At 41.3% G+C, this 14,017-nt stretch carries 13 protein-coding genes and 1 pseudogene; 5 read left to right on the top strand and 9 right to left on the bottom strand.

Features of this window, described 5'->3' with window-relative positions:
• Positions 1-89: 89 nt before the first annotated feature.
• Positions 90-329: pseudogene (locus tag V7K45_RS14330) on the bottom strand (succinylglutamate desuccinylase); the annotation flags it as partial.
• A 215-nt stretch (positions 330-544) separates the two neighbouring features.
• Here V7K45_RS14330 and V7K45_RS14325 point away from each other — a divergent pair.
• Positions 545-973 (top strand): hypothetical protein, encoded by a 429-nt coding sequence (locus V7K45_RS14325; RefSeq protein WP_335004425.1) that lies wholly within the window; start codon positions 545-547, stop codon positions 971-973.
• 35 nt (positions 974-1,008) lie between these two features.
• Here the strand turns inward: V7K45_RS14325 and V7K45_RS14320 are convergent, their stop codons facing one another.
• The 3 genes from V7K45_RS14320 to V7K45_RS14310 form a co-directional block, all read right to left on the bottom strand.
• A complete protein-coding gene (locus V7K45_RS14320; RefSeq protein ID WP_335004423.1) occupies positions 1,009-1,647 on the bottom strand; it encodes a histidine phosphatase family protein in 639 nt (212 codons plus the stop codon).
• Between the two features lie 718 nt (positions 1,648-2,365).
• Positions 2,366-2,548, bottom strand: a complete 183-nt coding sequence (locus tag V7K45_RS14315; RefSeq protein WP_099103871.1) for a CsbD family protein — start codon at positions 2,546-2,548, stop codon at positions 2,366-2,368.
• 333 nt (positions 2,549-2,881) lie between these two features.
• Complete coding sequence (locus tag V7K45_RS14310; protein WP_335004421.1) at positions 2,882-3,334, bottom strand: hypothetical protein; 453 nt, start codon at positions 3,332-3,334, stop codon at positions 2,882-2,884.
• Between the two features lie 253 nt (positions 3,335-3,587).
• Here V7K45_RS14310 and uvrB point away from each other — a divergent pair, with 253 nt between their 5' ends.
• A complete protein-coding gene (gene uvrB / locus V7K45_RS14305) occupies positions 3,588-5,585 on the top strand; it encodes an excinuclease ABC subunit UvrB (protein WP_335004418.1) in 1,998 nt (665 codons plus the stop codon).
• Positions 5,586-5,658: 73 nt separating this feature from the next.
• Here the strand turns inward: uvrB and V7K45_RS14300 are convergent, their stop codons facing one another.
• From V7K45_RS14300 to V7K45_RS14285, 4 genes are all read right to left on the bottom strand, one after another.
• The gene (locus tag V7K45_RS14300) at positions 5,659-6,204 is read right to left on the bottom strand and encodes an adenylate kinase (protein WP_335004416.1); all 546 of its coding nucleotides are present in this window, start codon (positions 6,202-6,204) and stop codon (positions 5,659-5,661) included.
• 134 nt (positions 6,205-6,338) lie between these two features.
• Positions 6,339-6,491 carry a hypothetical protein gene (locus V7K45_RS14295; RefSeq protein ID WP_335004414.1) on the bottom strand — a complete coding sequence of 51 codons (153 nt, stop codon included), beginning with the start codon at positions 6,489-6,491 and terminating at the stop codon, positions 6,339-6,341.
• A gap of 503 nt (positions 6,492-6,994) precedes the next feature.
• Positions 6,995-7,534, bottom strand: coding sequence for an ImmA/IrrE family metallo-endopeptidase (locus V7K45_RS14290; protein WP_335004412.1), 540 nt, complete (start codon positions 7,532-7,534; stop codon positions 6,995-6,997).
• Between the two features lie 122 nt (positions 7,535-7,656).
• Positions 7,657-8,019, bottom strand: a complete 363-nt coding sequence (locus tag V7K45_RS14285; protein ID WP_335004410.1) for a helix-turn-helix domain-containing protein — start codon at positions 8,017-8,019, stop codon at positions 7,657-7,659.
• Between the two features lie 111 nt (positions 8,020-8,130).
• Between V7K45_RS14285 and V7K45_RS14280 the strand changes: the two genes are divergently transcribed.
• The 3 genes from V7K45_RS14280 to V7K45_RS14270 all read left to right on the top strand — a co-directional run bounded on the left by V7K45_RS14280 (position 8,131) and on the right by V7K45_RS14270 (position 13,548).
• The gene (locus tag V7K45_RS14280; protein WP_335004408.1) at positions 8,131-9,282 is read left to right on the top strand and encodes a restriction endonuclease-related protein; all 1,152 of its coding nucleotides are present in this window, start codon (positions 8,131-8,133) and stop codon (positions 9,280-9,282) included.
• Between the two features lie 4 nt (positions 9,283-9,286).
• Positions 9,287-11,803: a hypothetical protein gene (locus V7K45_RS14275; protein WP_335004406.1), complete on the top strand. Its 2,517-nt coding sequence runs from the start codon at positions 9,287-9,289 to the stop codon at positions 11,801-11,803.
• A gap of 65 nt (positions 11,804-11,868) precedes the next feature.
• A complete protein-coding gene (locus V7K45_RS14270) occupies positions 11,869-13,548 on the top strand; it encodes an RNaseH domain-containing protein (RefSeq protein ID WP_335004404.1) in 1,680 nt (559 codons plus the stop codon).
• 281 nt (positions 13,549-13,829) lie between these two features.
• Here V7K45_RS14270 and V7K45_RS14265 read toward each other — a convergent pair whose 3' ends face one another.
• Positions 13,830-14,009: a hypothetical protein gene (locus V7K45_RS14265; RefSeq protein ID WP_335004402.1), complete on the bottom strand. Its 180-nt coding sequence runs from the start codon at positions 14,007-14,009 to the stop codon at positions 13,830-13,832.
• Between the last annotated feature and the right edge of the window lie 8 nt (positions 14,010-14,017).

Below are 14,017 nucleotides of genomic sequence, written 5' to 3'. Positions count from 1 at the left end.
TAAAAAGCCAAAACATAGAGGTACTGGACAACGAGTTGAAGCTCCTAAATTTCATATCACTAATCAGTCTTTCAGCCTTAACTGAACCGTATTGGATTACAAACGGGAACTAGCCAAATCTCTCCAGTTAAATCTGTATCATTTATTGATAATAAAAACTCAATTAGCTGGTGAATAACGGCATTACCAGCAATTTCTGCACCGTGCAGGTTAGATTGAATATAAACCTTTTTACCAGGTTGAGCGCCGATGAATTTGTATAATTGTAAGTAGAGGCGATCGCCCGAAGCCATTTGACGTAATACAATGCTTTCAATAACTGGCAGCATGAAACAACTCGGTGATGATTTGAGTAAATTATCGCTGTATCTGTAGTGAATTAAAAGCCTAGCCTAATGGAATTAGCTGATTTCATTTGTATAATCAGCTAACTTCTGCGTGAATTCTAGACTAAAGTGGTATCACATTAACTAGTGTTGGCAATAGCTATGGCGCAGAATTGGTTGCGGATTACGCATCAAGACGACAAAATCCACAAATATATATGAATGCCCAATTAACCTCTGTCGAAATTCAAGAACTTCAGCAACTTCTGCCAAATGACACCCCAGCACAACATGCACTTACTACTCTGCAACAGCATAACGGCAACCTAGAAGCAAGTTTTGATACACTCTGGCAAGAGAAAGTCGGCAAAACAGATTATAGTAGGGGCAAAAAATCTCTTTTACAACTGACCCTCGACGAAATCCGCGCGGAAATCTGTGGTGATGATGGTTTAAGGGGCACAATCAAAGAATACACCAAGAATCCTGGTAGTTCTTCTCTGCTCAATAGTATCATTGGCTCCCTGGTTGCCGTTGCAGCAGTACATGGAATACCGATTGATGGTGCGATCGCAACAATTGTCGTGTTATATATTATCAAAATTGGAATAAACGTTCTCTGCAAATACACTGAGCCAGAAAATTAGGAAGAACAAGGGAAAAATAATAACTCTTAACTCCCTCACGTTCCCGGTAAATTTTGCAAACGTTCATCCAAATGACTACGGTCTGCCAAAACCTTTAACAGCGGCCCATGTGAGCTAAATTCTACAACACTGACCGAAGCCACAGGACATCCCAAACGAAAACGGAAGCGTCCCACGTCAACCCCCAGAAAACTACACAGAAGAATTCTGATAGTTGCCTTGTGTGAAACCACTAAAACATTCCCACTAGTGTAATTTTGCTTAATTTCTTCAATTACCTGCAAGGCGCGAGAAGCAATTGTAACCGCCATTTCTCCGCCATTTGGAGCATTCCAAGCCGGATCTGCTGACCAGCGAATATAATCATCGTGATATTCACGGCTAATTACTTCTGGCGTTTTTCCTTCCCACAAGCCATAGTTAATTTCCTTCAAACCATCCCTAAATTGTGGTTCTATCCCTATTACTTCACACAAAGGTTTTGCTGTCAATACAGTTCGCCGCATAGGACTACAAAATATTGCTGTCCAATCCTTAGAACTATATGCGTCAGCAAAAGCCTTTGCCATATCCAACCCTTCTGGAGTGAGTTCTGAGTTTATAGAACCGCAAAAGGAATTATTGCGGCTGCATTCTGTTTGTCCGTGACGGAGGAAATAAAGAGTTAGGTTCACGGTATATTCTCATCGATTGTGAATTTAAGAGCGCTAACAATCAGATGTAGCTGAAGATAGTTAATGCCTGTGGTATATTACTACAATTTTTGAGATTTGAATTGAAGAAGAATTTAGAAGCCAGAATTCAGGAGCGGAGCCGGAGGCAGAGCGTCTCCGGTCAGAATCAAGACGCGAGGCTCGAATACTACGCTAACGTTGCGCTATCAGTCGGGGATTCAGACCCAAGACTGAATTGTTGCACCACCAAATTTTCAATTTGTTGGGGGTGCAAAAACGCCGATAGACGCTCTCTACAAGACGCTAAAAGCAAACGCAGACTCGCTCTAAGCGTTGGCGCAGCCTCTCCTAGAGAAAGCTTTACGCTGCGCTATTCGCCAGTCATACAGAATACCCTACTGAATTCTGACTCCTGACTCCTGAATTCTGTTCGATAATTTTTAGATTTGCAAAGTTGCCCCAGCTACGCTCGTCGTAGACATTGCCATTATTGCTTTCTAATAATTATAAGAATAAATTAAACATAAATATAGAGACGTAATTAATTACGTCTCTATAAAATTTCTGTCAATCAAGCTAGTCCTTTATCTTTCAACACTTGCTAAGAATAGAATAAAGGTGCATAGCATTGAATGTTTAGCATTTCGTAATTTTTTATTGCAAAAATGGAATCCAACCCATTATATCCCTAGATTTTATGCAAAAAAATCGCGAATTACTAGTCAATGTTTTTCTTTACATTATCTTTCACGTCTTCAATTCCGTGACGTACTTCGCTTTCGGCTTGCTTTGCTTTACCTTTAGCTTTATCTTCTGGATCGCCAGTAACGTTTCCTAATGCTTCTTGGGCTTTACCTTCAACATTTTTAGCAGCAGCCTTTGCGCGATCTTCTATGCTCATTTTGATACTCCTGATTTAATTAAAAATCATTTCAAAGCTATAAATAACTTTGAAACGCTTTGTTATTACCTTTACACACTAACTTAAAGTTTTTGCTAAAGCCTTCCACCACAAGGCATATTAAACAATTAAAAATTAAAAATTAAAAATTAAAAATGAAGAAAAGTAATTGTAGTAAGCATCCTGGCTATTGACTGAAATGTAAATTCAAGTCAGGCGAGTTTAGTTACCTATGCTAAAAGACATAGAAAAAATGTAAAGTCTACTTTTTAAATAAAAAACCCAGTTTCTTGTAGAAAATGGGTTAATTAAAGTTATGGGGATGTTTTTTGTTTAATCTAGAAAACCCATTAGGCTTTCAGAATTGTCAATCTCATTTGGTGCTATGGGACGATTCCCGAAGGTAGAATAACTGTCAGAAATTGCCAATGAACTTGAGGAAATTGGACGAATCCCAGAGAGGTTAATACTTTCAACAACTTGGAATGTATTAGCACCTATTGGACGAATACCCATTGCGTTATAGGTTTCAACTACTTCCAAGGTACTGGTACTAACAGGACGCACCCCAGAAATTGAAAGGTGTTCAGCAACTTCTAAGTCGCTAGCGCCTATGGGACGAATTCCAGAAATTGCGAGTGTTCCAGAAGCTCCTACTGGCAGTTCATTAACTTCCTCGACTTTATCTGCATTCAAGCTCTGGTCTTGTTGATTTTCAACTTCCTCTGTAGACTTGGCATACTTCTGCCGAGAACTGGTTGCTTTGCCAGTGTTGCTAACAGTCATAAACGAACACCTCTAGTTTGTTAATTGAATTTTACAATAATTAAGGAAAGCTGAAATTTTTTCCCATATACCTTAGAGTTTAACCTTAAAAAACCCCATATAGATATAAGAATCTTTAAAACCAATACATAAGTAAATGTAAATTAATAATTTTTGTAAATAATCATTACTATTTATTTGGTCTAATAAGCCAGCTACAATGGATACAGGGCGGAATCGTCACCATGAGATAGGGTATTTACAGCAAAACTGTATGACAGAATTTTGTCTTCAAGCTCCCTTTAGTCCCACAGGCGATCAACCACAAGCGATCGCTAAACTTTCTGCTAGTATCCAAGCGGGTAATCGTTATCAAACTTTACTAGGAGCCACTGGAACTGGTAAGACATTTTCGGTAGCAGCAGTTATTGAGAAAATTGGCAAGCCTACTTTAGTTCTGGCGCATAACAAAACCCTGGCAGCACAGCTTTGTAACGAGTTGCGGGATTTCTTCCCCAACAACGCAGTCGAGTATTTTGTCAGCTACTACGATTATTATCAGCCAGAAGCGTATATTCCCGTCACCGATACTTATATTGAAAAAACTGCGGCAATTAATGATGAAATAGATATGTTGCGGCATTCAGCGACGCGATCGCTTTTTGAACGTCGTGATGTCATTGTCGTTGCTTCCATCAGTTGCATCTACGGTTTAGGAATGCCGGCAGAATATCTGAAAGCTGCCATCCCTCTTCAGATAGGTATGGAAGTAAATCAGCGTCAAATTTTACGAGATTTGGCAAATGTTCAATACAGCCGCAACGACATCGAAATGGGCCGAGGAAAATTTCGCGTCCGGGGTGATGTCTTAGAAATTGGCCCAGCTTATGAAGACCGAATTATTCGCGTCGAATTCTTTGGTGATGAAATTGACGCGATTCGCTATATCGATCCGGTGACAGGTGAAATTCTCAAGAGTTTGGAAGCGGTGAATGTTTACCCAGCACGCCACTTCGTCACCCCAGAAGAACGGTTAGAAGTAGCTTGTAATGACATTGCAGCAGAATTAAAACAGCAAAAACTAGACTTAGAACAAGCTGGGAAATTATTAGAAGCGCAACGCATAGACCAGCGTACACGCTATGACCTAGAAATGCTGCGCGAAGTCGGTTACTGCAACGGCGTTGAGAATTATTCCCGTCACTTAGCAGGAAGACGAGCTGGAGAAGCACCAGAATGTTTAATTGATTATTTTCCCAAAGATTGGCTATTAATTATCGATGAATCTCACGTTACTGTACCCCAAATTCGCGGTATGTATAACGGCGATCAAGCGAGAAAAAAAGTTTTAATTGAACATGGATTTCGCCTTCCTAGCGCTGCTGATAACCGTCCTTTGAAAGCAGAAGAATTCTGGCAAAAAGTGAATCAGTGTATTTTTGTTTCAGCAACTCCCGGAAGTTGGGAAATAGAAGTTTCAGAAGATAATGTAGTTGAGCAAGTGATTCGACCAACTGGGGTGGTCGATCCAGAAATTTCTGTGCGTCCCACAGAAGGACAAATTGATGATTTATTGGGAGAAATTAAAGATAGGGCCGATCGCCATGAACGAGTGTTAATCACCACATTAACTAAGCGGATGGCGGAAGATTTAACCGAATATTTGCAAGACCACGGTATCAGGGTAAGGTATTTACATTCAGAGATTACTTCTATTGAGCGCATTGAAATTTTGCAGAACTTGCGCGAGGGGAAATTTGATGTTTTGGTTGGCGTAAATTTGCTGCGGGAAGGCTTGGATTTACCCGAAGTTTCCTTAGTAGCAATTATGGATGCAGATAAAGAAGGTTTTTTGCGAACCGAGCGTTCCTTAATTCAAACTATTGGTAGAGCCGCGCGTCACATTCAGGGACAAGCAATTTTGTATGCCGATAATCTGACAGGTAGCATGATTAAAGCTATTGATGAAACAGACAGACGGCGTGGTATTCAAACAGCACATAATCGACTGCATGGGATTACACCACAACCGATTGTGAAAAAATCAAGTAATGCGATTTTGGCTTTTTTAGATGTATCTCGGCGGTTAAATGCAACTGATTTAAAAGTTGTAGATGAACATCTAGATGAACTGCCATTAGAACAGATTCCCCAATTGATTACTCTGTTAGAAGCACAGATGAAAGAAGCGGCGAAGAAACTAGAATTTGAAGAGGCGGCAAAATTGCGCGATCGCATTAAACATCTGCGAGATAAAATGCTAGGACATTAACGTAAATCTTCTGCTGACCAATACTCTAATAATATGAATTACGTTTAGCCGGAGGTGTGGTTCGACTCCGGCATTAGACTGATGCATCATCTTGAAACTTAGTCTTATTTTCAATTAATTCAAAAAATTGCGAAATCTGTTCAGTCGAGCGAATGTGATAAACACTTTTAGTGCTTTGAGCTTGCTCGATATACTCACGATATTTTGGGGTCAAATATTTGTGACATAACCAAAGCACGCGGTAGCTACTAAGCGAACTCTTAAATATTGGACTATTTTCTGGCCAGCCTTCTGGCGGTTTAAAACGGCCTGTAATTAGTCGTTTAGTCACCCACCAGAAATGCATATATAGTGGTAGATCGATAAAAATTAGAGTATCCGCCTTGTTCAGTCTTAGCCAGACGGTTTCTATGGAACCAAACCCGTCAATAATCCATCGGTCAGTAACCAAAATTTTCTCATGGGTGTGCTTATATTCTTCTTGTGGAACCTCAATACCGCCTGATTGATATTGAATCTTGTCTAAGGCGTGAAGTGGTAAACCAGTGATTTCCGATAATCTTTTGCTTAGAGTTGATTTACCGCCTCCAGTATTGCCAAACACCGCTACTTTTTTCATTACTACTCTCCTTTTAGTGCAATTAAGTCACTTAGTAGACTAGATTGAGGTATGAAACGAAACCCAACAATCCCAGTCCTTTGAATGCCTAAGAAACACTTACACCGGACAGACACGCTGGGTTCATTTATATATTATCTGTCACCAGTGAAGCTAGGCATTGTGATAACAACAAAGTATAAATATTTATATCTAAGAAGTAAAAGCGATCGCATACTCGCAGAGGATGTGACAATTTCGCCTTTAGCTTTTGGTGATTGTACGTAGGCGTAGCCCGTCGTAGACATCGCTATTCGGGAATTATTGCGAAAAATCTAGGAGGCGATCGCATTAAACATCTGTGGGATAAGATGTTGGGACGTTAATGATATTCAATCTATGACCCAATATGCTTTAGATAAGCACTCTTTACTTGCCTCGTTATTCTGGGAAAAGGTTAAGGGGTAAGGGGTAAAGGATATATTTAAAACCTTTTCCTTTTCCACTTTCGCCTTTAACCAAACCGTATTGCTCTATGACCCAATACGCTTGGGATAAGCTTTTTTCTCCCCCTTGCTTCCCCTGCATCCCCTGCTCCCCCTGCCTGCCTCAACGGATAAATTTCTCAACTGAACCGTATTGCTCTATGACCTCAAAGTTATTGAGAAGTATTATGAGTGAAAGTAGCAACTTATTTCCAACTTCCTATCCCGCAAATATCTTTATAAATGTGGCGAAATGCAAAGAAATTGTTGAGAAATTTAAATTGAAGTTACCTTGATAAAATGTAGATTTTTTATACAATATTTAGCTAAATATTTACTCCGGTGACGTTGCTACGGAATCGCACCATCTCCTCACTTGCATTGAAATGCGCCGCTATTTCCGTCTGTGTCATTTGACGCTGAACAGCCCACAGTAGACCCCGATGAGGAATCTGGAAACACCCACCTAAATAAGTCGCTTCATCTTCATCGCTCTGTCGGCGCAGAGGGAGCCCAGTATTTGGATCAAAGCGAACAATTTTATGCCTTAATAGCAGATGTCCAAACTCGTGCATCAGGTTCGACTCGCGTCGCGCGGGAGTATGGCGTGGATTGTTGACAATCCAGAGTGGGTTTTGATTAATAATTCCTGCTGACCATTGGTCGCTATCGAGCAATACCGCTACTACACAAGGGTCTAAGCTGGGAATCTGTTCAGGTGTCAAAATCTTTGCATTCAGTTGAGCCGCCAGCAAATCTGCTGGTAATGGGTCAAATGCCCGTAATTTTAATAAACTACGTTGCTCGGTAGCAATCCCTTCACACCTTTGCCTAAACTCAGTTGGTAATTTCTCTGTTAGTGTCATGATTGTTTTTACAGCACTTCCGGCAGCTATGAGGTACATCCTAAAAGCTGAAAGCCATTGATAGGAGAGGGGCAAGGAGAAAACTATATTGCATAATAGCCGGAAGCGCTGTAATCCGGCTGTTAGTTGTCGCTTTGTTGAGAACTATCCCGGTACGCTGCTTTGACTAATTCTGCTAGTGCATTGGCGATCGCCGGATCGAGTTTTTTGGATGCTCGCAATTGAATTTCTATTGTTTCTGGTGTATTTGAGTCGGAGGGGTCTTCGGATTCCTCTGTTTTCTTAAAGAGTTCAGCAGGTGAGGCTTGCAGCCAATCGCAAAGTAATAAAAAGGTCTCCATATCGGGTATTTTGCCATTTTCTACCCGTGACAGTGTAGAAGAACTAATATTACCTATTTCTTTAGCTGTGTCTCGCAGCCCTTTCCTCCCTCGCTTTGTTTTCACCATTGCGGCTAATAAATTTGTGTCTAAGTTGTATCCCATATATATTTTTTGTTTCACTTATGAAACAGTGTATCTCTGTTGTTATTTATAAGCTATAGTCGTTATGTGTTTTTAAATTGACAAGCTTACTTTATACAAAGGAGATACTCCTTGGATAACAGTGAAATAATCATATTTGATTTCCTGGTCGTTGGTTTAGCAGAGTTTTTCCGTCCAGATACTCAATACCAACTTCCTAAATATCCATATCCTGATTTATTACGGCGTGTTTGTAATACTTTGGCATTAAAGATTACAGACATTCCTTATCCACGTACTCTAGAAGGTCTTTTTAATCTTCTAGAAAAACCTTTGCAAACATGGTATCCATTGTCTATACCGAAGGAGTTTGATTCAAAATATGGACTAGTATACGATAGAGCAATAAGTGAGGAAGCCAGTCAGTATTTCTACGAGCAATTATTACAGCGAGGGCAACTTCCTGAGTTTGCTTCTGTGAAAGTACAACAAATTGCATTGGAGAACTTTCAGTTTCTGAGGTTGCTGGACAAGCTGCAACAAGCCAATGAAAAAGATGCTGAACGCTCTCAAAAGGAATATGTTTTGCTGCGTCAATTTTTAATTACGCATTCTTACACTACTTTAGAGCAGCTTCGTAACACGTTTTCTCAAACGCGTTATGTCTCTATTGATGATGTTGGTGAACTGTATGAAGACTGTAAGGCAAATGAATCTTATTGGTGCTGCGATCGCTGCGGCCCTTTAATTAAAAAACATGGACATTTACGTGGCATTAAGCCCAGCGTCTGCAATGACCATCGTAAAAACCTGTCCCATGTCCGGCGCATTTCTTGGAAGCAAGGTCTGCGTCGTCTCAAGTTTGGCATTCATTGGCGTGTCTGTTTACCTGGAATCCCAGAGATACGTCTGTTTGATGCTTTAAAAAAGTTGCATAAACAACAGCCAGAATATCTTTGCGAAGTTCAACTGTGGCCTGGTATTGATCGTTACGACTTGCAACTACGTTTTGGTGACGGCTCAGTGTGGGCTGTAGATATCAAAGACTATCGAAATCCGTATGATTTGGCTTTGCAACTGAAGCCGATATTTGGGGAAGGGGATTTGCACTATGACGAAAGTTTTTATGTGATTCCTAACCATCGTCTGCATCAACGCCAAGATTACATCGACATCTTACGTGAAGAAGCAACAGGATTACCAAAAAGCACCCATCTTTTCAGCGATACAGCTTTTGCAGAGCGAGTCGTCGCCAAGATAATGCACCTGAGTAAAGAGAAATAGCATTATGAGTCAAATGACATTATTTAAGCTACCTGATATTTTTACAGAGCGTGTCAAAGAGTTGAAAGATAACTCTGAGCTAAATCGAGAGCAAGCGCAATTATTACTTCAGGTAGAACTTGGCTTTGCCTTGATGGAGTGTTTAGGAATTGATGATGAACCAGTGACAGCAGTTTGGGCAATACTTAGTGGTATGCCTTTGCGACACCCGCGCTTACAAAATTTAGATGAGATGCAACGGCGTGCAGTTGCTAATGCTCGGCAAATTATCCCATTTTCTGCACGTTTTGCCTGGTTGAACGCATTACGTTCATATATCCGCAATATTCCGCAAAACAGACGTAACTATGATTTTAATATCCAGGATTTAGATTCTCAGATTATTCATGCGGCGAAATGTCTGCGCCATCAAGTCCACCAAAATTTATATGAAAGCTGTTTGAGTGCCAATTTGGAGTTTCGCCAACGCAGGGTTGAACCAGTACAGGCTGGAGTTGCCTATCAATTTCAGGCTAAGACAGAAAAAGAAACGGTCACAATGCAAGTACAGTTCACACCAGAACATTTAAGTACTGCACGACAACAGCCTTGGTTTACTACAACACCACGCTCTCGTGAGCCTTTTTCATTGCGAATTCCAGATTTAGAGTCAGATGCAGAGTTTCTCGATCGCCGCGAACAATTACTAGCACGTCGATATGGTTGGAATGAGACACAAAAGGGACACTGGGTAAGCCGTTTTCGCAAAATCAACTTTCATAAAATTCAGGAAGACGGTACGCTGAGTGAGCGGAATACAGAACCATTAGAGTTGGATGGTTTTGTACATCTTGCGGGACAAGTCGCCTCGGGAAAGTCTACCCTGTCAACGTTGCAGTCCGTCGATGTTTTGCGAAATCAGCCCGATCGCCGCATTACATTGGTTGTCAGTGATGTACAGTCGGCAATTCAGCTAGCGAATCAAATTAATTGGTGGTTCTGTGACGATCCAGAAAACGATGAGCCAGTTGCTGTACCGTTATTAGGACGCAGTAAACGAGACGCGCACCTACAAAGCTTTTATGCCTCGAAAGACTTTCAGGAACACTGGCAACGCGGACAACCACACTGGGGCGATCGCTTTTTGGGAACAGCTTGTGCTTTGCAAGGACTACTACAAGCTAGCGACATCTTCGACCGTTTGCATGGCAAGCCACTCAAGCCTGGAACCGAGCCATGTCACTCTTTGAAAGAAGCACCAAAAAGTGAAAGCGATCGCCTCCACCGGGGCGTAGCCCATCGCAAAAAACAAAACAATAACCCTGGTATATCACACTTGTGTCCGTTTTTTTCCACTTGCCCATCACAGCAAGTATACCGTGATATGCCAGCTGCCCGTGTTTGGATTACAACTCCTGGTGCAATGGCAATGGCAGGTTTGCCACGTCATCTAGAATTACGTCCGATCAAGATAGGAGAACTCGTTTATCAGCATTCCGATATTGTTGTATTCGATGAAGTAGATACAGTGATCAAGTGGTTTGATGACGTGTATGCTGAGGAAGTTTTACTCACAAATGGTGGCGTTTTTGATGACATTGGGGTGAAAACTGAGGATTACATGAGATTTAACCGTGTCAGCCCACCATTGATGCAGCGATGGACAACCGCAGAACGTCATGTACAAAGTGTAGTCACAGCAACATTAACTCTATTAGATAAGCATTTAGGACACGAGTTTTTACGTAAATGGATAGAACGTGGCTACTTCACACCTAATTCTCTCCTCTACAAATTTGCTCGTCGCCTTGCTGGGCTTGAAGAGTTAGATCATCCTGATGTCACTGAGCAAGAAATTAAGGCTAACAACCGACGCGTACAGCAGATAATGCAATATTTTGACGCGTTACTCGACGACGATCCATTACTTAGGCAACCTAGATCCAATTTTAAAGTTAATAGTTTAGCACTTCTGATCCAACAGATAAACAGTATCGGTGAAAGTGCTACTGACGACAGCATTTATCGTGCTTGCAAAGCCTGGATAGTTGATTTTTTCCCCAATACAGGAAAACGGTTAGCGCGACTGCGAGCAGAACTAAAAAAACGTCAAAATCCACCGCAGACAGCTAAGAAAAAGCTGCGAAACTCCTCAAAAAACGAGGAACAAACAGATCCAGTGGACACCCTCGAAACCCTAGCTTATCGTTTACAGTTTGCGCTTACTATCACCCTTTTAGATCGGCACACACGCATTGTTTTTTACGAATGGCATCATCGACCACCCATCTTGGATGATGAGCCACCACATCGCCGTATGCCAACAGCAATGTTAAATATTTTACCATTACCTCCAACAGGGCGGCAGTTTGGTACTTACTATTCTCGCAAGGATGACAATCACAACCAATCTGAGAATAGCAGCGAAAATGCTTTATCTTTGTTTGCCTATACCAATATTGGTCGTTACTACGTTTTGAACTTTCATCGCTTACTAAACGTAAACGAGGACACAGTATTAAAACAGGATTTAGTTTTCTAGAACGAGGCGATATCATTGCACGGTTACTGGAACCGCTCAACGGCGTTTTGATACCAGATAATCCAATGCAATCTGATATTCCTACGCCATCTGGTCAGAAAGTACCACTAGCAATGCGCGATTACGAATTTATTTCTAGACCTCGTAAAGGACGCGAATTTTATCAACAAATTGTTGCTGATACTATTTGCCGAGCATTGCAAGGTAAGCCAATGCATATCTTTCTCATTTATCGAGAACAAGACACTTGTGAGACTGTTTACCAGCAATTACGTGATGTATTCCTTCTCAATGAAAATCAGGATTTTCCAGCACACATTACAGTTTCAAAAATTTTGATTGATAATGCCAAGCTTTTAGAAAAATTTAATACAAATGGACTTAAGCCTAAAGATGGTAGCCAATTTGACAGACGGATGCGTGATGAACATCAAGCGAAGCGAGACTTATGGCGTACCTTTCTCCAGCAACGTTCTATTCCTCTGATAAATTTTGAGACTGCTCCCCACTGTTTAGCGATTATCGAAATTGGCCGAATCAAAATAAAGGGAGTTCTCCCCCAACAAAATATCAAAGGAGCTATTCGTGAAGCTTGTATCAGAGAGGGAATTAGTTCCCAGATGATACAGACGGTTACACCAAAAGCAAGTGACACAGAAGATGGTCAGGATAAATTACCATCCTACAGCAAACCAACAAAAGGACGTGTGATAAGTGCTGTACTAGATGGAACATTACGTCAAATTGGGGCGCTATACGGACTACCTTCTAAGGTGTGCGAAGAAGCAAAGATACCAAAAGAAATTGCTCAAGACTTAGATGTAATTGCCTTTTATCGTCACAAAACTAGCCAATATCAAGGTGATATTCACTATGCTCTTGCGGTTCGTCTGCGTGCAACGGGTGCTGTAGATGTACTACTTCCCGATGCTAATGATTGGATTCCTTACACACAGGTGGGAATTGCTGTTGGAGAAATTTTTGCTCAAGCACGTCGCGATCGCCAAGAAAATAAAAAGCGCCTTCAAAGTAAAATCAAGTTGAACGGCACGGAATTAGTACAGTTTGTTGCACGCGTACTAACTAAACATTTAAACCGACCAACTATTGTTCTAATTGAAACTGAAGGGTGGCGTAATGGACGAGGCGAAGGCAATGATGGCAAAATCTGGCCCCAGTTGCAAAATGAGAACCTTCTGGCAAAACGCAACGTTCTCGACTTCTGCCATGTTCCTGGTAACAGTTGCGAGTATAAGCGTGACAACAAACAACTACAGAACTTATTAGCAGTAATTCGTATTCGCACTGGTAAGGAAACACCGCAGTACATTACCAATCGAGAAGCTTGGAACGAAGATTGTCCAGCACGAGATTTCCAACATCTGAGCGGTTTTTACGATAAGTCAGCACCAGAACTACTACATTACTTCTCTGTGGGAAGGCTACCAAAAACACAGAAGGCGCAAGATGAAACGCCAATACCCGAACTTTATAAACTTGGGTTCCAAGAGGATAAATACGGTGCTAACATTCCATTCAAACATCAACAGATGGTGGAGATAGTGCCGTTCTTTGTACGCTCAGATTTTCAGACAGAAGAAGCTTTAAAGGCACTATGTCGAGTACCTCACTATTTAAGATGTTCACCTGCTTGGTCTATGGGAAATATCATTTTGCCATACCCAATGCATTTAGGCCAGGAAATTATAGAAGATCATCTATGCATACTTGGTGTAAATTTATAAATTTAACGTGAGGCATAACGAAAGGAATTTGTTATGCCTCGTATTCCTCAAACTCCGAGCTAACGCAGCAAAGAAGCGCAATTGAGGCAGATGCGGTGGGGGAAGAAGCTGATTTGGAGGGGTTAGGTGTATTTGATCCAATGCCTTTTCAGATCATCGCTGTCAAGCGATCGCTAGGACAACTTCGACCCAGTTTATTACTAGCTGACTCGGTTGGGCTAGGGAAAACCATACAGGTTGGAATGGCACTAAGTTAAGCTGAAAGATAGGCGGTGCAAGGATTACAGAGTGGCAGTGGTGCAGAGGAGAATTTTTATTTCTTCTGTTCGTATGCCTAAAATTTCTTCTTTCTCCCCTGCTCCTTTGCTCCTCTGCACCCCTGCTGCCTCAACGATTTTCCCTTTTCTTAGTGCCATTCCATACAGGTTGGCATGATTCTGACTGGGAAAAGAGATTTTCATCACATTGT

This window comes from Nostoc sp., from assembly GCF_036917375.1.
Lineage (GTDB): Bacteria > Cyanobacteriota > Cyanobacteriia > Cyanobacteriales > Nostocaceae > Nostoc.
This window is presented reverse-complemented; position numbering and strand designations above follow the sequence as displayed.